Origin of the sequence: Neisseria sp. 27098_8_112, from assembly GCF_041433235.1 — a bacterium.
In the GTDB taxonomy this organism is placed as follows: domain Bacteria; phylum Pseudomonadota; class Gammaproteobacteria; order Burkholderiales; family Neisseriaceae; genus Neisseria.
Window position 1 is genome coordinate 1 of sequence record NZ_JAPWBB010000011.1, and the last position, 22,550, is coordinate 22,550.

At 50.5% G+C, this 22,550-nt stretch carries 20 protein-coding genes and 1 riboswitch; of the genes, 5 read left to right on the plus strand and 15 right to left on the minus strand.

Features of this window, described 5'->3' with window-relative positions:
* The 11 genes from O3682_RS08110 to glnA all read right to left on the minus strand — a co-directional run.
* The coding region (locus O3682_RS08110) for an ESPR-type extended signal peptide-containing protein (RefSeq protein WP_371509504.1) at positions 1-2,258 on the minus strand (2,258 nt) is incomplete at its 3' end.
* 764 nt (positions 2,259-3,022) lie between these two features.
* Positions 3,023-3,151: a hypothetical protein gene (locus O3682_RS08115; protein ID WP_371509506.1), complete on the minus strand. Its 129-nt coding sequence runs from the start codon at positions 3,149-3,151 to the stop codon at positions 3,023-3,025.
* Between the two features lie 200 nt (positions 3,152-3,351).
* Positions 3,352-4,932, minus strand: coding sequence for a bifunctional phosphoribosylaminoimidazolecarboxamide formyltransferase/IMP cyclohydrolase (gene purH, locus O3682_RS08120; protein ID WP_250615035.1), 1,581 nt, complete (start codon positions 4,930-4,932; stop codon positions 3,352-3,354).
* Positions 4,933-5,094: 162 nt separating this feature from the next.
* Entirely contained in the window at positions 5,095-6,264 is a 1,170-nt protein-coding gene (locus O3682_RS08125) for a chloride channel protein (protein WP_371509582.1), read from the minus strand.
* A 108-nt stretch (positions 6,265-6,372) separates the two neighbouring features.
* The gene (locus tag O3682_RS08130) at positions 6,373-7,191 is read right to left on the minus strand and encodes a hypothetical protein (RefSeq protein ID WP_371509508.1); all 819 of its coding nucleotides are present in this window, start codon (positions 7,189-7,191) and stop codon (positions 6,373-6,375) included.
* A gap of 66 nt (positions 7,192-7,257) precedes the next feature.
* Positions 7,258-8,133, minus strand: a complete 876-nt coding sequence (locus O3682_RS08135; protein ID WP_049344471.1) for a DMT family transporter — start codon at positions 8,131-8,133, stop codon at positions 7,258-7,260.
* Positions 8,134-8,209: 76 nt separating this feature from the next.
* Entirely contained in the window at positions 8,210-8,944 is a 735-nt protein-coding gene (locus tag O3682_RS08140) for a glutamine amidotransferase-related protein (protein ID WP_371509510.1), read from the minus strand.
* 43 nt (positions 8,945-8,987) lie between these two features.
* Entirely contained in the window at positions 8,988-9,227 is a 240-nt protein-coding gene (locus O3682_RS08145; protein WP_003684241.1) for a Fis family transcriptional regulator, read from the minus strand.
* 69 nt (positions 9,228-9,296) lie between these two features.
* The gene (gene dusB, locus O3682_RS08150; protein ID WP_371509512.1) at positions 9,297-10,301 is read right to left on the minus strand and encodes a tRNA dihydrouridine synthase DusB; all 1,005 of its coding nucleotides are present in this window, start codon (positions 10,299-10,301) and stop codon (positions 9,297-9,299) included.
* 131 nt (positions 10,302-10,432) lie between these two features.
* Positions 10,433-11,083: a site-2 protease family protein gene (locus O3682_RS08155; protein WP_371509514.1), complete on the minus strand. Its 651-nt coding sequence runs from the start codon at positions 11,081-11,083 to the stop codon at positions 10,433-10,435.
* Positions 11,084-11,459: 376 nt separating this feature from the next.
* Positions 11,460-12,878 carry a type I glutamate--ammonia ligase gene (gene glnA, locus O3682_RS08160; protein ID WP_049328869.1) on the minus strand — a complete coding sequence of 473 codons (1,419 nt, stop codon included), beginning with the start codon at positions 12,876-12,878 and terminating at the stop codon, positions 11,460-11,462.
* 197 nt (positions 12,879-13,075) lie between these two features.
* Between glnA and aroE the strand changes: the two genes are divergently transcribed.
* Both aroE and mtgA read left to right on the plus strand, forming a co-directional pair.
* The gene (gene aroE / locus O3682_RS08165; protein ID WP_371509515.1) at positions 13,076-13,885 is read left to right on the plus strand and encodes a shikimate dehydrogenase; all 810 of its coding nucleotides are present in this window, start codon (positions 13,076-13,078) and stop codon (positions 13,883-13,885) included.
* A gap of 2 nt (positions 13,886-13,887) precedes the next feature.
* Positions 13,888-14,589, plus strand: a complete 702-nt coding sequence (mtgA, locus tag O3682_RS08170; protein ID WP_371509516.1) for a monofunctional biosynthetic peptidoglycan transglycosylase — start codon at positions 13,888-13,890, stop codon at positions 14,587-14,589.
* A 39-nt stretch (positions 14,590-14,628) separates the two neighbouring features.
* Here mtgA and pncB read toward each other — a convergent pair whose 3' ends face one another.
* Positions 14,629-15,849, minus strand: a complete 1,221-nt coding sequence (pncB, locus tag O3682_RS08175; protein WP_371509517.1) for a nicotinate phosphoribosyltransferase — start codon at positions 15,847-15,849, stop codon at positions 14,629-14,631.
* Between the two features lie 92 nt (positions 15,850-15,941).
* Positions 15,942-17,237 carry a M23 family metallopeptidase gene (locus O3682_RS08180; RefSeq protein ID WP_371509519.1) on the minus strand — a complete coding sequence of 432 codons (1,296 nt, stop codon included), beginning with the start codon at positions 17,235-17,237 and terminating at the stop codon, positions 15,942-15,944.
* 363 nt (positions 17,238-17,600) lie between these two features.
* On the opposite strand from O3682_RS08180, the gene O3682_RS08185 reads away from it, so the two are divergent.
* Positions 17,601-18,581: a hypothetical protein gene (locus O3682_RS08185; RefSeq protein WP_371509521.1), complete on the plus strand. Its 981-nt coding sequence runs from the start codon at positions 17,601-17,603 to the stop codon at positions 18,579-18,581.
* Between the two features lie 6 nt (positions 18,582-18,587).
* On the opposite strand, the gene rfaQ is transcribed toward O3682_RS08185, so the two are convergent.
* Positions 18,588-19,670: a putative lipopolysaccharide heptosyltransferase III gene (gene rfaQ / locus O3682_RS08190; RefSeq protein ID WP_371509523.1), complete on the minus strand. Its 1,083-nt coding sequence runs from the start codon at positions 19,668-19,670 to the stop codon at positions 18,588-18,590.
* 147 nt (positions 19,671-19,817) lie between these two features.
* A riboswitch (PreQ1 riboswitch) is annotated at positions 19,818-19,862 on the plus strand.
* Between the two features lie 3 nt (positions 19,863-19,865).
* Here rfaQ and queF point away from each other — a divergent pair.
* Positions 19,866-20,339: a preQ(1) synthase gene (gene queF, locus O3682_RS08195; protein ID WP_254322376.1), complete on the plus strand. Its 474-nt coding sequence runs from the start codon at positions 19,866-19,868 to the stop codon at positions 20,337-20,339.
* 102 nt (positions 20,340-20,441) lie between these two features.
* On the plus strand, positions 20,442-21,119 hold the full coding sequence (locus O3682_RS08200) for a 7-cyano-7-deazaguanine/7-aminomethyl-7-deazaguanine transporter (protein ID WP_371509525.1): 678 nt from the start codon (positions 20,442-20,444) through the stop codon (positions 21,117-21,119).
* A gap of 68 nt (positions 21,120-21,187) precedes the next feature.
* Here the strand turns inward: O3682_RS08200 and ubiM are convergent, their stop codons facing one another.
* The gene (gene ubiM / locus O3682_RS08205; RefSeq protein ID WP_371509527.1) at positions 21,188-22,372 is read right to left on the minus strand and encodes a 5-demethoxyubiquinol-8 5-hydroxylase UbiM; all 1,185 of its coding nucleotides are present in this window, start codon (positions 22,370-22,372) and stop codon (positions 21,188-21,190) included.
* Positions 22,373-22,550: the final 178 nt, after the last annotated feature.

Below are 22,550 nucleotides of genomic sequence, written 5' to 3' on the forward strand. Positions count from 1 at the left end.
CCAGTTGCACCAGTGTCACCTTTAGCACCAGTAGCACCGGTATCGCCTTTAGGACCAGTAGCACCACCACCTACTACGCTCAGGGTGTATTCGTTAGTGCCGTTTGAAGTCATTTTCAGACCTTCACCAGCGATCAGTTTCAGAGGATTGCTTGCTGAATTCGGATTGTATTTGAATGTACCTTCAGCTGGTGAGCTACCGCTGCCATTGTGGCCTTGGAATACAAACGGATTCAGGTTTTCGATACGGTTTGCTACAGCAAACAATTGAGAGCCGTTGATTGCATCGGTAGAAGTTGCATTGATACGACCTGCGGCAACGTTTTGGATTTGACGTTCTTTACCTGCAGAACCTACAGACAATACTGCGCCGTTACCCAAGCCGCTGGTTGCACCTGCGAAGCCGCTGTAAGTGTAGCTGCCAACAGTAGCAGTGTTGGTAGGTACGAATGCGCTGGTTGTAGAACCGTTACCCAGGGCTACGCTGTTTTCGATAGTAGATTTAGCTTCTGTACCCAAAGCCAGAGTGTTTTGGGCTGTTGCCTGAGCGTTGTTACCCAGAGCAGTTGCAAACTTGCCGTTAGCTTGAGAGAGGCGACCCAATGCGATGGCTTGTTCTGAAGTGGCTTGGCTTTGTACGCCCAAAGCTACTGCGTATTTGCCAGTTGCTTGAGCAGCAGGACCGAATGCAGAAGCAGAAGTACCGTTGGCTACGGAACCACGACCGATTGCTACGTCAGAACCTTGTTTGGCTTGAGCGTCGCCACCCAATGCTACCGCGCCGTTTGCCAGAGCTTGAGCGCGCTCACCGATAGCAGTTGCTACGATACCGGTTGCTTGAGCTTCTGTACCGATTGCCATTGCAGAACCGGCATTGTTTACTGAGCCTTCCGCATTAGTACCAGCAGAAGTACCATTAGCTTTAGCGTTATAACCTACTGCAACGTCAGCAGTTTGGTTTGCAGTAGCGCCGTTACCTTGAGCAACAGAGTTATCGCCGATAGCTTTAGATTGAGTACCCAAAGCGATAGAGTTGTTACCGGTTGCTTTAGCAGCAGAACCTGCTTTAGCCTGAGCCAACTCCTCACCTGTTTTACCGCTAGGGATATCTCCATCCATTGCTCCACCAATAGCAATGGAGTTCGCACCTGTTGCTCTTGCAGATGCACCAGCAGCAAATGCGCCCTCGCCATTAGCTTGAGCTAATGTACCAACTGCCGTAGAACGACCTGCCGTAGCTTCAGAATATGCACCAACGCCTACGCCATTTCGTCCTTTAGTTTCAGATTGAACCCCTACCGCAATTGCATTATTACTACTTGCCTTAGACGACTTACCTACCGCAACAGTATTCGCTGCAGACGCATTTGACTCAAAACCTACAGCTACTGCTGCGGTACCAGGGCCTTTAGTAGCACCAGCTTGTACTTCACCACCAGCTTTTGCATTTTGACCAAGAGCAACAACCGAGTCTGCACTAGCGTTAGAGTATGAACCAATGGCAACAGATTGAACACCAATGGCTTTTGCTGATGTAGCCATAGCAAGTGCGTGGTCTTGGCTTGCTACAGTGTCTTTACCAACAGCAATAGTATTGGTCCAAGCACCCGAAGCATTATTACCAATCGCAATAGAATCTTGATGGGTTGCATTTGAATGCGTACCTACTGCAACGGCACCAGCGCTAGCAGTGGTATTATCACCAATCGCAGTAGCAAATTGACCGTTTGCAGTTGCACGGTTACCGAATGCACTTGCAGAATCCACAGTTGCAGTTGCACGGTTACCTACTGCAGTCGCACGAATTGCAGTTGCTTCAGTCAACTTACCAACTGCAACAGAACTATCACCACTAGCCACAGTACTGGTACCGATTGCAATAGTATTTAGATTGGTTGCTTGGTTATTATTACCTACTGCCAAAGCAGCTTCTGCATTTGCGGTATTGTTAGCACCGTAAGCGATAGTACCATGTTGGTCGTTGGTGGTATTTTGATAACCTACCACAACAGAATTTTTCCCAACGCTGTTAGAACCGTTGTAAGTGCCATTAGGAGAAATGTTTACTGCACTATTACCCAAATCCGTACCTGCTTGAGCAGCACCGGAAGCCATCAAGGCACCTGCCGCCGCAACTGCAGCAGCTACGGCTTTGCGCTTGTCAGAAGCGGATTTTTTGCCGTGTGCATGGCTGATTTCGGAAACCGCGGTCCATGTCTGGGTCGCGTGGTTCCAAATGACTTTAAAGACTTTATTCATATCGATTTTCCTGTAAGGGGTTTGATTTCTTTCGGGACGTTTGCTCGGCTGTAAACCGCCTGTCCATACATTTGCCGCATTTCAGAGTTTCCTCTTTATGCGGTTTCATGCCGTAATCTCCTGTATGCAATTACCGTGCCAAAAGTCTCCATTCGGCCGAATAGCAGCTAAAATTCTGTTTTATGGGATTTTATGCTGATACATTTCTAGAAGCTTGTGAAGTTTGGGAAACGATGTGCCGTTTTTTGTCAGCTTGTTTCTTAACAAGTCACTTTTTGTCAGCTTCTTTCAATGCTTTCGGAATCCTGACTCAAATTTTATATGCGTTTGGTTTTACAAATCAATTCTTCCGATAAAGTGTTATTTTTTCGGCCTCAACGGTCATACCCGTTAGATTTACTTGTTGCTTTTTTTAAACGCTTTTTCTAGCTATATGATTTTTATTGAAATTTTTAAATAATAATGATTATTAAATAATATGTAGATAGGATAGTTATTTTAGTGATAGATTTAGATGTCAGCTTTTATTTAGAGAATTAATGAGATTTGTATCGAGGATCAGTTTAAACCGTGTGATGGGTTTATATCGCCTGTTTTCAGACGGCCTTTGACGTTTCCTAACATATAAATAGTGAACAAATAATACGAATTTATGCACTATTGAGCCGATGGACAGCGTTAAAAAGGCAAGTGTAAAACTTGCCTTTACGTTTGGGATTTATTTGTTCTCTATTGTAGAAAACTGTGTTGTTTTTCAGACGGCCTTACCAACGGAACGTTTGGGTTACACCTGCGGAAGCGCCATTGTTGCCGGCATAGCCGTAGCCGCCGGTATGACTGGAAGCGCAGGCGGTAAGTGTGGCGAGGGCAAGGATGAGGAGGATGTTTTTCATGTTTCTTTCTCTGAGTGGGTTGGTTTTAGGCTTGTGTGGCGTTGTGTTGCTACATGAATCGGACGGGCTGGGGCTTGGTTGCTTTGTCTGATTTACAGTTAGTCCGCTAAATTGTTTGATGATTAAAGAAGGCCGTCTGAAAACGGGTTTCATGATATTGAAACTTTGTTTTCAGACGGCCTTTATTTTATATCAGCTTATCAGTGGCGGAAATGGCGGATGCCGGTTACGACCATGGCGATGCCGTGTTCGTCCGCTGCGTCAAAGACTTCTTGGTCGCGCATGGAGCCTGCCGGATGGATGATGGCTTTGATGCCCTGCTCGGCAATGACATCTACGCCGTCGCGGAATGGGAAGAAGGCATCGGAAGCGGCACATGCGCCGTTGAGGTCGAGATTGGCATCTTGCGCTTTGCGGGCGGCGATGCGGGTGCTGTCCACGCGGCTCATTTGGCCTGCGCCGATGCCGTAGGTTTGACCGCCTTTGCCGAAGACGATGGCGTTGGATTTGACGTATTTTGCGACGTTCCATACAAACATCAGGTCGTTCCATTCTTGCTCGGTCGGTTGGCGTTTGGAGACAACTTTCAAATCGGCGCGGTTGAGGCGGTGGATGTCGGGGGTTTGTACCAACAGTCCGCCGCCGACGCGTTTGAGTTCGAAGCGGTTGGCACCTGCTTCGAGCGGCACTTCCAATACGCGCACGTTTTTCTTGGCGGCGGCGATTTCGAGGGCTTCGGCGGTGAACTTCGGCGCCATGAGGACTTCCATAAATTGGTTGTCGGTAATTTGTTTGACAGTTTCGCCGTCCACTTCGCGGTTGAAGGCGATGATGCCGCCGAATGCGCTGGTGGTGTCGGTAGCGTAGGCGAGTTTGTAGGCATCCAAGGTATTGGAGGCAATGGCTACGCCGCACGGATTGGCGTGTTTCACGATCACGCAGGCCGGCGCATCAAAGGATTTGACGGCTTCCCATGCGGCATCGGCATCGGCGATGTTGTTGTACGATAATTCTTTGCCTTGCAGTTGTTTGTAGGCGGAAAGGCTGCCTGCGGCGGGGTAAATATCGCGGTAGAACGCGGCACGTTGGTGCGGATTTTCGCCGTAGCGCATGTCTTGCACTTTAATCCAGCTTTGGTTGAACTGGCTTGGGAATTCGCCGATTTGGGGCTGGCCGCTCAAGACGTCGTCTGAAAGCGAGGTCAGGTAGTTGGAAATCATGCCGTCGTATTGGGCGGTATGGCTGAATGCTTTGCGTGAGAGGTTGAAACGGGTTTTGTCGCTCAATGCGCCGTTGTTGGCTTCGAGTTCGGCGGCGATGGCAGGGAAATCGGCTGTGTCGGTAACGATGGCGACGTGTTTCCAGTTTTTCGCGGCAGAGCGCACCATGGTTGGGCCGCCGATGTCGATGTTTTCAATCGCGTCTTCCAGCGTGCAGTTTGGTTTGGCGATGGTGGCGGCGAAGGGATAAAGATTGACGCACACTAAATCGATATTGCCGATGCCGTGTTCTTCCATCTTGGCGACGTGTTCGTCCAAATCGCGACGGCCGAGGATGCCGCCGTGGATTTTCGGATGCAGGGTTTTCACGCGGCCGTCGAGCATTTCGGGAAAACCGGTATAGTCGGCAACTTCGATAACGGGAACGCCTGCATCAGCCAAGAGTTTTGCTGTACCGCCGGTAGAGAGGATTTCTACACCGAGCTTGGTCAGGGTTTGGGCAAATTCGACTGCGCCTGTCTTGTCGGACAAGCTAATCAGGGCGCGTTTGATGGAAGACATGGGATTTCCTTTGTTGAAGGTTTAATCAGTATGGGATGAATTTTCAGGGCGGTATTATCCGCTATTTTCGCCTTTTTGGCAGTAGGTTTTTATAGATATTGTTGACAATTTTATTGTAAAAGGCCGTCTGAAACTTGGTTTCAGACGGCCTTTTGCTTTTGTCTATTTAAATCCCATTTTCTTTGCTACCCATACTGCGCCTGCCATGCCTGTACATAATGGCATGAGTAAGGCAACGGGGGCGTAGGTTAGCTCCAAAATAAAGGCTATGGCTGTCAGGGGCATTTTGAGGGAAACGCCAAGGAAAACGGCGGCGCCGACAACGGCCGCGCTTTCGGAGGACATGGTGGGAAAGAAAACATTCCACGCGGCGGCAGCGGCAAAGGCGATGGTACTGCCGAGCATCATGGATGGGGTAATCAGGCCGCCGTATGCGCCTGCCGCCAGCGCCATCAAGACGACCAGCCATTTGACGGCAGTCAGCTCAAGGCTGTGTTGCCAGTCGGTTATGCCGCCAAAGGTCAGTTGGTTGCCTGCTTTGCCGTTGCCCAAAATTTCGGGAAACCAAACGGCAATCGCGCCAATGAGTGCAAACATACAGACGGCCAAGGGAATGATTTTGATATTGTCGCGCTTGATGAAGGGAAACTTTTGGGCTGTACGCTGGAAAAAGACGGCAGTTGCGCCCAGTATCGGGCCGATGATGGCGGAAAACCAAAGTAATGATGTGTTGATGGAAAGGTTGGCCGGATGATATTGCTGCACGTCGCTCAAACCGATGCGTGCGACGGCGGTGGCGATGACTGAAGTCAGCAATGCGGCGGCGACTGCTTGCTGCGTCCATAAGCCAAGCATGGCTTCGAGGATGAAAAGTGTGGAGGCGAGCGGCACGTTATACACAGCCGCCAAACCTGCACCCGAGGCGCAAGCGATGACCAGCCTTGTGTCGTCTTCGCTCAACCCGAAACGGTTGACGCCTACTGAAGCAAAGGCGGCGGTCATTTCGCGCGGCGCAACTTCGCGGCCGAGCGGCGAGCCAAGCCCGACGGTAATAATTTGCAACAGGGCATGGCTGACGGTTTCAAAAAACGGAAAACCGGCGAGCGGATTTTTAACCACGGCTTTAATGCTCGGTTGCGGCCTACCGTAGCGTTTGAGCAACCACCACCCCAAGCCGACCACCACGCCGCAAAAGGCCATCACGCCGATACGCCGCACAGGACTTGCCTGCGCTACGCCCTCTCGGAATGAAACGTATAGGCCGTCTGAACCGTAACCGTAGGCAAGATGTTGAATTGTATGCATGATTTCGGTTAATACAATGCCGACCATGCCGCCGATAATGCCGGTAATGATGAGTGCGGCCCAGAGTTTATGCGTTTCTTTCACGGGATTTGACTTGAGGTAGTAGTGGTTTGATCAAAGCGTTTTTTAAGGGAACTATTGTCCGCCTAAGGGATAGTTTTTGGGGGCGACGTGGGTTTGGCCGTTATAAGGGAAAATATATTTCTGATTTTTATAATTTTTCTTTCCTGATACGCCGCTGAGTTTTGCAGTCAACGCCCATACGCCGGATACGGCAGGACGGCTTTTGTCAAAAGCAATTTTGGCTTCCAGGCTGGTATATCTGTTTTTGCAGTCTCGTTTTTCACGCCCTTTCAATTCATCGCAATCGCCAAAATATGCGCCGTTATCGCTACCGTTGATAATTAAGCTTTTACGGATACGGTTGCTATTATCGGTAAACAGGAAATTTTCTCCGGTTGTCGTTTCACCCTGACCTGTATAACCTGATTCGACAGTGTAGCCCCAGTTTTGCTCACCCATCTGGACAAACCGCCAATCCTTATTCTCCGGCACATCCCCCCATGCGCCGACTTCATCTTTTCCGTGCTGTTTGATTACCCACTTTCCGTCTGTTTTTTCCAAAACAAACAATTCCGCCAGACCCGAAGAAGCATGCGCGTCCTGTTTTACTTTTTGTTGCATATCGTAGGCAAAACCTGTGTACAACACATAGCGCGTGGCTTTGCCGTTGCGTGTTACGGTATGGTCGGCGACAGGTTTCATGCAATACATAATATTGTCAGATGCTGTCTCACTGTCTTTCGGCGGCTTGGAGAGCTGACATTTGTGCGCGGCAAGCGGTCGGCTGTAATGCTTGGCAATGACGGCCTGTACGGCGGCTTTGTCGTTATCGGATGCAGCCGACGCTAAGATAGGGCAGGCAAGCAAAAGCATGGAGATAATGCGTTTCATAGAAATTTTCCCAAAATGTTTTATTGAAAAAAGATACTGCTTACTTCAGGCCGTCTGAAACTGTTTTCAGACGGCCTTTTTGTGTTTGTTGCTGACACGCGCCAACATACCGGCGACAAAAGTGGACGCAATAACGACGGTAATGCCCATCGCAGACATAGCACTTAAATGTTCGCCCAAAATTAACACCGCCATGATAACGCCGATAACAGGCTCAAGCGAAATTAGCAGACCGGAGACGTTGGCAGGAACTTTGTTCATGCCTTTGTTCCACAACAGATAGGCAAGCCAACTGCAACCGATCCCCATATACAAAATCGACAGCGTACCGCCCCATGACCAATTGATTTGATAGCTGTCTGCCAACACCAGCGAAAACGGCAGGCACAACACCGCCGCCACCGCCATGGAAGCCGCGGTAAATGCGGGCGCACCGATGCGGGCAATCATCTGCTGGCTTGGTCGTATCACGCCTGCAAAACCCAATCCCGCAAGCAAAATCAGCAAACAGCCGAACCAATCAATCGTGCCGCCTTCTTCTGCACCGCCCATTACCATCATGCCCACGCCGGCAAACGCCGCCGCACCGCAAATCCAGTGGTAAATTTTCGCTTTGTCGTTGAAAAAGAAATGACCGACAAAAACCACCAGCAAGGGTTCCAGCCCGACCATGGTAACCGCGCTGGCGGCAGACGTGTATTTCAAACCGATAAACTGGAGCATCAAAACGACAACGTAGTTGACAAAGGAAATCCACAACAACGGCTTCCACTCGCTCCGCGGAATCCTTCCCAAATGACGGCGGCACGACGGCAGCACCATCAACGCGGCAATCAACAACCGTGCCTCAACCATCAGCGCAGGGTCGATCATCTCGTAAGAATACTTGGCAGCGATAAAAGAGCTGCCCCAAATCAGCAGGGCAAGTATTTGATAGAACATGGTCCGACCTTTTAAAAAGGGTTAATCGTTTCTTCTCTATATTTATTATTCAGACGGCCTGGAGGGTTGGCCTTTTTTATTTTGTCTGCGTCAGCGAATCCAAAAAGTCGAAGAGTTTGGCATTCATTTCACTGAAATCCGCCGCTTCGATTTTATCCGGATGCTGGACATAAGTTTGGGCTTGGCTTTGTTCGGCCACATTTTCGCGTCCGTCCGCTGCAATCAGCAGCCCGACGGCTTCACGGTCAAACTCCAAATGGGCCTGGAAGGCATAATGTTTGGGCGCAAAACGGATAATCTGGCGCGGACAACCTTTGCTGGTTGCCAACACAACCGCCTCATCCGTCAAACCGGGCATATCGCCGTGCCAATGGCCGGTATTCAGGGTTTTGCCCAACAGGGAAACATGGGCATCCGCCAAACCTTCCGCCGTCAGCTCAATCGGATAAATGCCGATTTCACGCTCAGGGCTGCGTGTGTGGCGCGCGCCGTAGGCAACGGATAAAAGCTGCGCACCCAAACACACGCCGACAATATATTTATCCGCCGCCATCCCCTGACGCATCAGGCGCAGCTCGGATTCGGGGTCGTAATACGGGAATGCCTGCCTGTCTTCATCAGGCGATTGCGGCCCGCCCATCACAATCAAAAAATCTATATCGTCCACATTGTCAGGCAGGGTTTCCCTTTCGTACACTTTGGTTGTACTGATGTTATGTCCGCGCCATTGCGCCCATTTCAAATATGCTCCCGGCACTTCAAATGCCTCGTGCAAGATGAAATGGATATTTAATTTATTCGGATTTTGCACTGTTATTTCTCCTTCGACCGTCAGGACGGATTGCCCTGCCGTATTACAGCATACCGTGCTGTTGTAATTTTTTACGCAGGGTATTGCGGTTCAAACCCAAAATAACGGCCGCTTTAGACTGATTGCCGCCGCATTGCTCCATCACGCAGGCAAGCATCGGCTTTTCCACTTGATGCAATACCATATCATACACGCCGCAAGGTTCCGTACCATCCAAGTCTTTGAAGTATTGTCGTAAGTTTTGTTCAATACATTGCGCAATGTCAGTCGTCGTTTGATTCATCGTCATGTCTTTCTTTGGATTTGTTTTTAAATGGATTTATTTTTAAATGATGAGGCCGTCTGAAACCCTTTAGCCTTCCCGATAGTGGCATACCCAACGGTCGATTTTTTCTAAAAGCGTCTCAAGATAGGCGGCAAGGGTGTCGTATTGTGCTGAGGCGCTGTCCAAGCGGTTGATGTCTCGGCGTATCTGTTCGCCGTCGGGCATTTCGTCGATGTACCAGCCGATGTGTTTGCGGGCGATGCGTACGCCGGCCACTTCGCCATAAAATTCATGCATAGCGCGGATGTGGTTCAAAATGGTGGCGTTGCATTCTGCCAAGCTTAAGGCCGGCGGCAAAACGCCGTGTTCGGCGTAATGTTTCAAATCGCGGAAGAGCCACGGCCTGCCTTGTGCGCCGCGCCCTATCATGATGCCGTCGGCAGCAGTTTGCTTGAGGACGGCGGCGGCTTTTTGCGGCGAAGTAATATCGCCGTTGACCCAAACGGGAATGTTCAGACGGCCTTTGGTTTCGGCAATCAGTTCGTAACGCGCTTCGCCTTTGTACATCTGCGTACGGGTGCGGCCGTGGATGGCAAGGGCTGCGATGCCTGATTCTTCGGCAATTTTGGCGATGGTCGGCAAGTTTTGATGTTCGTCATGCCAGCCCAAACGGGTTTTGAGGGTAACGGGTACGTCTACCGCGTTGACAACGGCTTCCAAGATTTTGGCAACCAAAGGCTCGTTTTGCATCAATGCGCTGCCCGCCTGCACATTACAGACTTTTTTGGCCGGACAGCCCATGTTTATATCAATCACCTGAGCGCCCAAGCCGACGTTATACCGCGCTGCTTCCGCCATCTGCTGCGGATCACTGCCGGCAATCTGCACGGCCACCACTCCGCCCTCGCCTTCAAAATCGCTGCGGCGCAAGGTTTTTTTGGTATGGCGCAAGCTCGGATCGCTGGTCAGCATTTCGCATACCGCCCACCCTGCGCCAAACTCGCGGCAAATCCGGCGGAACGGTTTGTCCGTAATGCCTGCCATGGGGGCAAGTGCGATAGGATTGTCAATGAAATAGCCGCCGATGTGCATGATGTTTGCGCCAAATTGAAAGGGCTGAAATTGTACAATTTTTAAGCAACTTTTCCAATCGTATTTACATGTTGCACAATGAAAAAGGCCGTCTGAAACTGAGCTTCAGACGGCCTTTAAAGCCACAACATTTAAATAAACAGCATGACCACCATCTGCACTGCGGCCTGAATCATGGCGATAATCGGCCAAATCAGTTTGGCCAACAGGCCGGTAAACAACAGGATCAGGATAATCCATGTGCCGTATGGCTCGATTTTACGGAACTGCATGGACTGTTTGGCGTTGAGAAAGGTATCGATAAAAATACCACCGTCCCAAGGCAAAATCGGAATCAGGCTGAATGCGACCCAAATCGAGTTCACCATCACGCCGTAACCGGCCATCTGCACCAACGGTGCTTGATAAGATTCAGGTACATACGCGGCAAGTACGACGACAAAACCCCAGAAAAACGCCAAAATCAGATTGGCTATCGGACCTGAAATCGACACCCAACGCCACGCACGGCGTGGATCACGGAAATTGCGCGAATCGATGGGCATAGGACGCGCCCAACCAAACAGAAAACTGCCTATCATCAGACACACCAGCGGCACGACAATCGTACCGACAGGGTCAATGTGCGGCAGCGGATTGAGGGTCAAACGCCCAAACTGCTCGCCGGTATGGTCGCCCCAATACCGCGCCGTATAACCGCGTGCCACTTCGCGCACGGTAATGGCCAACAACACGGGCAATACTGCCAGCAGAAATACGCCTAAATCAAAATTTGCAAACATGGTTTTCCTTATCAAACATGCCGTCTGAAAACAGAAAATATCCTTTCAGACGGCCCGAGGCTTTAATCTTCTTCTGTCTTATCCGAATCGAAAGACTCTTTCAGCTCTTCCCAAGTAATGCCTTTACCTTGCGGATTCAGCTTGAAGACTGCTTCACTATAAAGTAATGGCGAATATCTTTAATAAAAGGCCTGTCATGCTGAAATTTAACACGCAGTACCGATTCCATAAAGGTTTTCAAACAGCATGATTCATTGCTTCTCGCTATTATGGCAAATCAGAATACCCTAGCCAATTCAAATCTAAAGGCCGTCTGAAACTTCAAATCCAGTTTCAGACGGCCTTTAGATTTCCTATTTAAAATGCCTCAGCTGTTTTACAGGCTGTAATACATTTCAAATTCCAGCGGATGAGGTGCCATGCGGATACGGCGGACATCTTCCTCTTTAAAGGCGATGTAGCTGTCGATCCAGTCTTTGCTGAATACGCCGCCGCGCAGGAGGAATTCGTGGTCGGCTTTGAGGGCGGCCAGTGCTTCTTCCAAAGAAGCGCAAACGGTTGGCACCAATGCATCTTCTTCCGGAGGCAGGTCGTACAGGTTTTTATCGGCAGGGTCGCCCGGATGGATTTTGTTTTGAATACCGTCCAAACCGGCCATCAGCAGGGCAGCAAACGCCAAGTATGGGTTGGCGGTCGGATCAGGGAAACGCGCTTCAATACGGCGTGCTTTGCTGCTGTTCACAGACGGGATGCGGATGGAAGCGGAACGGTTTTTGGCAGAGTATGCCAATTTGGTCGGCGCTTCAAAGTGCGGCACGAGGCGTTTGTAAGAATTGGTGGACGGATTGGTAATCGCGTTCAGGGCTTTGGCGTGTTTGATGATGCCGCCGATGTAATAAAGGGCGGTATCGGACAAACCGGCATAGCCGTCGCCTGAGAACAGGTTTTGACCGTCTTTCCAAATGGATTGGTGAACGTGCATACCGCTGCCATTGTCGCCCATAATCGGTTTAGGCATGAAGGTGGCGGTTTTGCCGAAGTTGTGGGCGACATTTTGAATCACATATTTCATGTCTTGGGTTTGGTCGGCGCGTTTAACCAAAGTGGCGAAACGGGTGCCGATTTCCATTTGGCTGCCGGTACCGACTTCGGCGTGATGCACTTCCACTTCGATGCCGAGTTCTTCCAAAACATTGACCATGGCAGAACGAAGGTCTTGACCGCAGTCAATCGGCGCAACAGGTGCGTAACCGCCTTTGACGGTCGGACGGTGGCCGGTATTTTGACCGTCCATGTGCAGGCCGCTTGACCATGCGCCACTTTCGGAAGTGATTTCGTAACGGGTTTTGTGCATATCGGTTTCAAATTCTACGCCGTCAAAAACGAAGAATTCAGGCTCGGGGCCGAAATAGGCGGTATCGCCGATACCGGAAGATTTCAAGTAAGCTTCGGCGCGGCGTGCGATAGAGCGGGGGTCGCGGTCATAGCCTTGGCCGTCGGCCGGATCGATAACGTCGCAGGTAAAGACAACGGTGGTATCGTCGTAGAAAGGATCGACGAAGGCCGTAGACGCATCGGGACGCAACTGCATATCGGAAGCCTGAATACCTTTCCAACCGCCGATGGACGAACCGTCAAACGCCTGACCGTTTTCGAACCATTCTTCGGGATCGTCGAGAACGATGCGGGCGGGGATGGTAAAGTGGTGCTGCTTGCCTTTGGTATCGGTAAAGCGCAAATCTACGAAGCGGGCTTCGCTTTCTTCAATCAGTTTTACAGCGTCTTTGATGGACATCTTCAGCTCCTGAGGGAATGGGTTTAAGTTGTTATTCTACCACGGTAAGGCCGTCTGAAATACATCAGGGCACCCGTTTTTACGCAATGAAATATAGTTTCAGACTGTTTAATTGTCAACAATTTTACATTACGCTTTCTTAACATAAAGACCGCTATAATAAGCACTCTTTTCTTTTGTTTTCTCAGACCCATTTTATGAACAACACTCCGCGTTACGCCGTTTTCGGCAACCCCGTCGCCCACAGCAAGTCGCCGCAAATCCATCGGCAGTTTGCCCTTCATGAAGGCATCGACATCGAATATGAGCGCATTTGTGCCGAAATCGGCGGTTTTGCCGAGGCTGTTGCGGCGTTTCGTGCCGAGGGCGGGCAAGGTGCGAATGTAACTGTCCCATTCAAGCAGGAAGCTTTTGCGCTGGCGGACGAGCATTCTGACCGCGCTTTGGCTGCCGGCGCGGTCAATACGCTAGTGTGGTTGGAAGACGGCAGGATACGCGGCGACAATACCGACGGTATCGGTTTGGCCAACGACATCACGCAGGTCAAAAATATTGCCATCGAAGACAAAACCATTTTGCTTTTGGGCGCAGGCGGTGCTGTGCGCGGCGTGATTCCTGTTTTGAAAGAACACCGCCCTGCCCGTATCGTCATTGCCAACCGCACCCACGCCAAGGCCGAGGAATTGGCGCGGCTTTTCGGCATTGAAGCCGTCCCGATGTCGGATTTGAACGGCGGTTTTGATATCATCATCAACGGCACGTCCGGCGGCTTGAGCGGTCAGCTTCCTGCCGTCAGCCCTGAAATTTTCCGCAACTGCCGCCTTGCCTACGATATGGTTTACGGCGAAGCGGCGCAGGCGTTTTTGAACTTTGCCCAAAGCAACGGCGCGGCCGAAGTTTCAGACGGCCTGGGCATGCTGGTCGGTCAGGCTGCTGCCTCCTACCATATTTGGCGCGGATTTACGCCCGATATCCGCCCCGTTATCGAATACATGAAAGCCCTGTAACCATGTTCCGCATCATCAAATGGCTGATTGCCCTGCCCATCGGCATCTTCATTTTCTTCAACGCTTATGTGTACGGCAACATCATTACCTACCGCGCCGTCGCGCCCAGCAAAACCGCCTTCATGTCCATGCGCATGAGCCAGTTTGCAAAAGAAGGCCGCGATGTCGAGCTGGATTACCGCTGGGTGCCTTACGACCAAATCTCCGTCAACCTCAAAAAAGCCCTGATTGCTTCCGAAGACGCCAACTTTGCCGAACACAGCGGCTTTGACTGGAACGGCATCAAATACGCCATGAAACGCAATAAACAAAGCGGCGAAGTCAAAGCCGGCGGTTCGACCATCAGCCAGCAGCTGGCAAAAAACCTGTTTCTCAACGAAAGCCGCAGCTACATCCGCAAAGGCGAAGAAGCGGCGATTACCGCGATGATGGAAGCCGTTACCGACAAAGACCGCATTTTTGAGCTGTATTTAAACTCAATCGAATGGCACTACGGCATATTCGGCGCGGAAGCGGCGTCCCAGTACTTCTACAAGAAACCTGCCTCCGCCCTCACCCGCCAACAAGCCGCCAAACTCACGGCGCGCGTTCCGGCTCCGCTGTTTTACGCAGACCATCCTAAGAGCAAACGGATGCACAACAAAACCAATATCATCTTACGCCGCATGGGTTCGGCAGAATTACCTGAAAGCGATATGGATTAATTAAAAAGGCCGTCTGAACATTTCAGACGGCCTTTGTTTTTAGGCTTTCTCTTCCGGCTCCGGTACGTCAAACACTTGGCGCAGGTAAGCGAGGAAGGTGTTGTTGGTGGTCATGGTTTTGCCCGGGGAGTCGGAGAGTTTGGCAACGGATTGGCCGTTACACTCGACGAGCTTCAAGACAATGTTCAAAGGCGTGTGTCCCAAGTCGTTGGTCAGATTGGTACCGATACCGAAACTGGTTTTGAAACGGTCTTTGAAGTATTGGTGCAACGCCCATGAACGCTCAATATCGAGGCCGTCTGAAAAGGTCAGCATTTTGGTACGGCTGTCGATTTTGAGTTTTTTGTAATGCTCGTAGGCTTTGTCGCCCCAAACATAAGGATCGCCGCTATCGTGGCGTAGGCCGTCGAAGAGTTTGGCAAAATAAAGGTCAAAATCGCGCAAGAAGGCATCCATGCCGACCACGTCGGTCAGGGCGATGCCGAGGTCGCCGCGGTATTCGTGTACCCAGCTTTCCAGCGCGGCTTTTTGGAAATTGCGCAAACGTACGTCCAAGGCCTGGAAGGCTTGGAGGAACTCGTGCGCCATGGTGCCGATGGGTGTGATACCGAGTTTTTTGGCCAGATAAACGTTGCTGGTACCGCGCACGATGTCGGGAGCAGCTTTCAGCAAGGTGCGGATAACGTGTTCCTGCCATGAGAGGGTGTAGCGGCGGCGCGTGCCGAAATCGGAAATAAGGAACGGCAGATCATTCGGATTTTGAGTAGCTGCAATTTCTTTCAGCTGTTGCGCTTTGGCCTGCAAACGGCGCTCGCCTTCTTCGATGACGGCAGGCGTTTCCAAGCGGCGGAAATAGAGTTCGTTGACGATGGCAAGAATGAAAATCTCGAAGAACATCGCCTGTATCATCGGGCCTTCGATGCGGATGTTCAGACGGCCTTGGTCATCGGGGCTGACTTGGACGAAGCGGCGTTGGAGTTGGAAAAGTTCGAGATAATCGACAAAATCGCTTTTGATAAAGCGCAGGCTGCGCAGATAGTCAAGTTCGTCATGGGTAAAGCGCAGCTGGCACAGGGAGTCGAGTTCGCGTTCCAAGTCTTCTTGAATATCGGCCAGCGGATACACCATCTCTTTGTTACGGCAGCGGAATTCGTAAAGGCTGTGGGTTTGCGGGAATTGGTGCAACACGACTTGCAGCATGGTGAATTTGTACAGGTCGGTATCAAGCAAGGATTGGATAATGGGCTGATAAGCAGACATAAGTTTTCTCTGAGTAAACGTGGGCGTTGAGGTATCAATTTTAATGGAAAAGGCCGTCTGAAAGAAACCTTATTCAGACGGCCTTTATCTTATTAATCCAGCTGCGCTACGGAAACCGGCAAAGAGCGGATGGTAGACAACATCGTGCTGGCATCTTTTTGCTGTTTGCGGAACGCGGCCATATTGGTCGGGGTCAATTTCGGCGTCGGCAGGGCGACGGTAGTCGGGTTGACCGGCTGGCCGTTGACGCGTGCTTCGTAGTGCAGGTGCGGGCCGGTCGAACGGCCGGTTGTACCGACAAAACCAATCACTTCGCCGGCACGGACTCTGCCGTCGGCAGGGCTGAACGCGCTCATGTGGCCGTACAGGGTTTCCACACCGTTGGCATGGCGAATCATCACGGTATTGCCATAACCGCCTTTCCAACCTTTGAAAATCACTTCGCCGTCGGCAGCGGCCTTAATCGGCGTACCGGTCGGCGCGGCATAGTCGATACCGGTGTGCATACGGACGGTATGCAGGACCGGGTGGACACGGTAGCCGAACGGGGAAGAAATGCGCGTGTATGCAACAGGCTCGGTATTAAAGCCTTCTTTTTGTTGCAGGGACTTACCGTTTTGGTCGTAGTAGCTGCCGCTTTCTTCGTCGCCTTTGCCTTGGCTGTAATAATAAGCTTGGTAGGTTTTACCGTCTTTAACCACTTCAGCCGCCAAAATATCGCCAACCGCCATTTGCTGGCCGCGGAAATACATGCTGTTGTACAAAAGACGCACGATATCGCCTTCTTTCAAATCGCTCATATTGAATGAGTCGGCAAAGATTTCTTTGAGCTGGATATACACTTCGGAAGGGATTTCGGCACGGAGCATATCGCCGATGGCGGAAGTGCGGATTTGCACGGAGCGCAGGGTCGGCATGGTTTTCATGTCGATTTCGGCATTGGAGATGCGCCATTTACCTTTGACTTTTTCCAAAGCCACCAAGTTGCGTTCCAATTCTTCATCGGTAAAGAATTGAACGTCGGTCACTTGGCCTGAAGAATCGATGCGGATGTTGACGGATTGGTTGGTCCGCAGGTTTTTCATGTCGAGGTTGGCATTGTTTTTCGCCATGATTTGCTTGATGTCTTCTTGGTTGACACCCATGCGCGTCAAAACGTCTGCCAAAGAATCGCCGGCTTGGACGGCTTCTTGTGCCCAATAGCTGGATTGATAGGTATTGGTTTCCACATAAACGGCAGGCAGCTCTTCGGAAATACGCTCAACTTTGAAATCGGTCTGTGCTGGTTGAGGGTCGGTAATGGCGTATGCGGTCATGATGCCTGAAGCCGGCAGCAGAAACGCTAAGAGGGTTGCTTTAAATCGAGTGGAATATTTGTTTTTAATCACGCGTTATCCTTAATGGGGCGGTCTGTTTTTTGAGGTTTGCAGAATGCCGGCACATCCGGCCTGCCGCGACCGCCTGCTGGTTTAAACAGTTTTGGGGATAAAGGACTTGGAGTCTTTTTTCCGATCTGAAAATCAGGTTTTCACTCGGAATGAATGAGGTCGTGTTTAAGATTGACGTTATTATCAGGGCTATTGTGTTGATTTACACCCTGTTTTTCTGAAATTTACGCCACGCATTTTAGCATGACAGCCCGTTTTTTCCAAACCGGCCGTCCGAACGGCTCTTTTTCAGGGCGTGAGGGCAAGGTTCCGAAACGCATCATTTGTCGCGTAAAATAACGGTTTTCCTATCTATTTGCGCTTATGAAGCTGACCCTCGCCCTCCCCTCGCTCAACCGCTTTGCCGACGAATCCGTCCCTGCGCTTGCCTTACCTGCTTTTAACCGTCTTTTGCGTTACGGCACATTACGCAAAGAAACACTCAGGCCGTCTGAATTTTACGGACGCCATTTGTGGAGCGGCAGCCTCATTGCCCAAGTGCAACGTTTACGCCACACAAGCCAAAAACGCGCGGCCGCTTTTGCCTCTCCGGTTTGGCAACAGATGGGCATGCACCATGTCAACATTATCAGCGGCGAGTTTATCGGCATCCAAAAAGAGGAGGCGCAACGGTTATGTGCGGATTTGTCGGCGTTTTATCAAGATAAAGATTGGCAATTCGAGCCGCTTTGCGAAAGCATGTGGCTGCTCAGTATGCCGAAGGTTGAAGATTGGGGCGCGGAATGTGTTTTGGATGTGTGCGGGCAGCCGGAAATGGACGGTCAGGCACACGGCAAAGATGCGGTGTCTTGGTTGGCCATGCAGACGGAAATCCAAATGTTTCTCCACACGCATCCGATTAACCAAGCGCACGAACAACAAGGGCTGCCGGAAATCAACGGTTTGTGGCTGTGGAATGATGCGGACGGTACACAGTCTGCGGATATCGTCGCCTCAGACAGCGCATGGGCGCGTTTTTCGGATACGCCCAAACTCGATGCGCCGTATAATTTGAAGGCTTGGTTTGAGATGGTTCAAGAAACAGGCAACACGGTTTCAGACGGCCTTATCTTTTTGGACGACTTGGTTTCCACCTTACAGACAGGCGATGTTTGGGCATACAAAGATATTTTGGAAAGCTGGGAAACCCGTTGGTTTGCACCTTTATGGGCCGCACTCGCTTCAGGCCGTCTGAAAACCGTGTGCATTGCCACAGACGGCGAAAACGGCGGCACGCTGGAAATCAGCCGCCGTTCCAAATGGGCATTTTGGCGCAAAGTTAAAACGTTTAACGGATCGTGGTAAGCGGTTTTAAGCCTCCAACGCCTCCAATTTAGCCGAAATTTTGTCCCACACATCCTGCAACGGAATCGCTTTCAATAAACGTGTCGGATCGTTGGTGTCGATACTGTCGGGGGGAGGCAGTTCGGCATAATCGCCGGCATAAATGACTTCAGCCTGTTCGGAATACGGACGCCATTTATCCACCCATGACGCGCCAAACAAAGCGATTTGCGGTTTATCCAAAGCAGCGGCGATGTGCATCGGTGCGGAATCGACACCGACAAACAGCTTCGCTCCCTCAATGGCTGCCGCCAATTCACGCAGGCTCAAGCATCCGGACAATACATATACTTTCCTGCCTTCCGGAATATTCAGACGGCCTATAATTTCCTGAAGCATGTATTGTTCGACAGTGTCGGGAGAAGCAGTCAATACGACATTCTGTCCGCTGTTGAGCAGAAGCTGTACGATGGCGGCGTTTTTGCCGTCTTCCCAACATTTGAAATGCCAACGCGCACCCGGGTGCAGTAACACATAATCTTCGCCGTTCCAACCCTGTTCACGCAATTTCTGCCACATGCTTTCCCTTGCATCTTGTGCCACCCAAAGGCGTACCTTCGCATCGGCCACGTCTTCCGGCTGGATAAGCGGCGCAAGGATATTCAATTGGTTTTCAACGATATGATGGCTGGTATCAAGCTCATGGTTGATAAAATCATGACAGAAACGCCACCAGAAACCGTCGCGCTTGATGCAGTCCAAACCCACGCTGCAACGGGCGCACAGTTTGGCGATTATTGCCGCGCGCCATTGGTCGGACAGGTTGAAAGCCCAGTCGTAATCGCGCGCCTTCAGCTTTGAAAAAAGGTTTTTCTCACACGCCAACTGTTTGAATACGCCCAGCTTCTTCCAATTTCGATCAATGGTAAAAATCTGCGCAATCTGCGGATTATCAGCAATCAGCTGCCCCGTACCGGCATACACCAGCATATCGATTTCGCAATTGGGGAAACGGGTTTTCAGCGCATCGACCACCGGCGTGCTCAAAAGCACATCGCCATGATGGCGCAATTTGATGATCAGAATACGTTTGGGTTGGGCTAAAGACATACAAAACTTTCAGACGGCCTGTTGATTGGTTGCTATTGTAAAACGGAAAACAGGTTTCATAAAATACAAAACAGGCCGTCTGAAACCTATCCTGCTGATTCATCGCTATAAAATCCGCACAAGCCATGCAATTTATATTACAATCCGCACCCCGTGGTTCGAAAACCTCCCACATTAAAAAACTAAGGAAACCTCATGTCCCGCAACAATGAAGAGCTGCAAGGCATCTCCCTTTTGGGCAACCAGAAAACCCAATACCCGAGCGAATACGCTCCTGAAATTTTGGAAGCGTTCGACAACAAACACCCCGACAACGACTATTTCGTCAAATTCGTCTGCCCCGAGTTCACCAGCCTCTGCCCGATGACCGGCCAGCCCGACTTTGCCACCATCTACATCCGCTATATTCCCCATATCAAAATGGTGGAAAGCAAATCCCTGAAACTCTATCTCTTCAGCTTCCGCAACCACGGTGACTTCCATGAAGACTGCGTCAACATCATCATGAAAGACCTTATCGCCCTGATGGATCCGAAATACATCGAAGTATTCGGCGAATTCACACCGCGCGGTGGCATCGCCATTCATCCGTTTGCCAACTACGGCAAAGCAGGCACAGAGTTTGAAGCTTTGGCACGCAAACGCCTGTTTAAACACGATGCACAATAATCCTGTTCAGACGGCCTAACCGCCCTTTTTATTGCGCGACTTTATTTATTGCACGGTCTCGCAAGGCTTCATGCCGCCTGAAAAAACTTCCGAAAGATTCCCATGTACGAATTTACTGCCGCACAGCAGAAGAAAGCGCTCTTCTGGCTGGTGCTTTTCCATATTTTTATTATTGCCGCCAGCAACTATCTGGTGCAGTTCCCCTTTCAAATTTTCGGTATCTTTACCACTTGGGGCGCATTTTCCTTCCCCTTTATCTTCCTCGCTACCGACCTGACCGTGCGTATTTTCGGCGCGCCGTTGGCGAGACGGATTATTTTTTGGGTAATGTTCCCCGCCCTGCTGCTCTCTTACGTCTTCTCCGTCCTCTTTCATGACGGCAACTGGACAGGCTGGGCATCTTTGGCCGAATTTAACACCTTCGTCGGCCGTATCGCATTGGCCAGCTTTTCCGCCTATGCGCTCGGGCAAATCCTCGATATTTTCGTGTTCAACAGATTACGCCGTCTGAAATCATGGTGGATTGCCCCCACAGCTTCTACCGTTGTCGGCAACGCTTTGGACACGCTGGTGTTTTTCGCCGTTGCCTTTTATGCGAGCAACGATGAATTTATGGCCGCAAACTGGCAGGGCATCGCATTTGTCGATTATCTGTTCAAACTCGCCATCTGCACCCTCTTCTTCCTGCCCACCTACGGCATCGTACTGAGCATCTTGACCAAAAAATTGACTTCTTTAAACGTCTGTCAAGAAATGCCCGAATCGGTTTTAGCCAAATAAGCAGCAGATAAAAAACAAGGCCGTCTGAAACTTTAATCGTTCAGACGGCCTTTTATGTTTTCAAATGATTAACCGGTCAATTGTTTGGTAATCAGTTTTTTCAGCGGTGGGAAGTTATTGCTTGCACGCAATACCAAACCGCGCAGCAGTTTCGCCGGAGCAGTTTCATTGGTGAAGAGTTTCAGCAGCATATTGGTGCCGTGGTAAATCGGATGGGCGTGGAGCATATGCTTGGTGCTGTATTTTTCCAGCAGGCTCTTCGCACCAATATCCTGACCGCGTTGCTCGGCTTCGAGAACCAATTTAGCCAAAAGATCGGCACTTGCCAGACCCAAGTTGAAGCCGTGTGCAGTCACCGGATGCATACCGACTGCGGCATCGCCGATCAACGCGCTGCGTTTGCCGTAGAAACGTTGGGCAATCATGCCGACCAAAGGATAATTGTGAATGGTGCTGACCAATTCCATATCGCCCAAACGGCCTTTGAGTTGTTCTTTCACACTGGCTGCCAACTCTTCCGGCGACATATTTTTAATCGTTTCGGCTTTATCGCTGTCCACCGTAATCACTGTATTGGTCAAGTGTTCTTCCAAAGGCAGCAACGCAATGGTACGGCCGTAGTGGAAACATTCATATGCGGTATGCAGGTTGGACAAGGTATGCTTCATGCGGCACACAAACATGGTGCGGCTGTAATCGTGCATATCGGAAGAAATGCCTAATTGACGGCGAGTTTGCGAGAAGCGGCTATCGGCGGCCAACAACAGACGGCCGGTCAATACTTCGCCGCTTTCCAAAATAACTTGCGCCTCATCGTCAGAAGTTTTGACTTCTTTAACATTGGTGCCGGTCAGAATTTTCACGTTGTCCAATTTGGAAACGACTTCATAAGCAGCTTTACGGATATTGTGATTGGAAATCAAATAGCCCAAGCAATCGGCAGGCTCGCCGCGCGCCTCAGTCGGTTGCGGGAAGTGGAGCTGGTAATCGGAATGACCGTTCAATACTTTGGCATCGCGCAAAGGATAAATTTCGTCTTTTGGAATCAAATCCCACATACCCAATCGCTGCATGATTTCGCGCGACAAGTGCGTCAATGCGATTTCACGGCCGTCATACGGCGGATTTTGCAACACTTCTAAAGGACTTCTTTCAATCAGGGTTATGTTCAAACCGCTTCCGGCCAACTCTGCGGCAAAACTTAATCCGGCAGGGCCTGCGCCGACGACGAGAATATCACTGTGTAAGCTCATGGGAGGAATTCCTTGTAATTCAACTGATACGGATTTTTTCAGACGGCCTTAAGTTTACTGTGTTTAGCTACATGAGGGTAAATCAAAGGCATTTGATAGATTATATAGAAAGAGTCGATAGAATAAAACAAAGGCCATCGATTGTAAGCGCGTTTTTACTTTGGCCTTAATATAAATC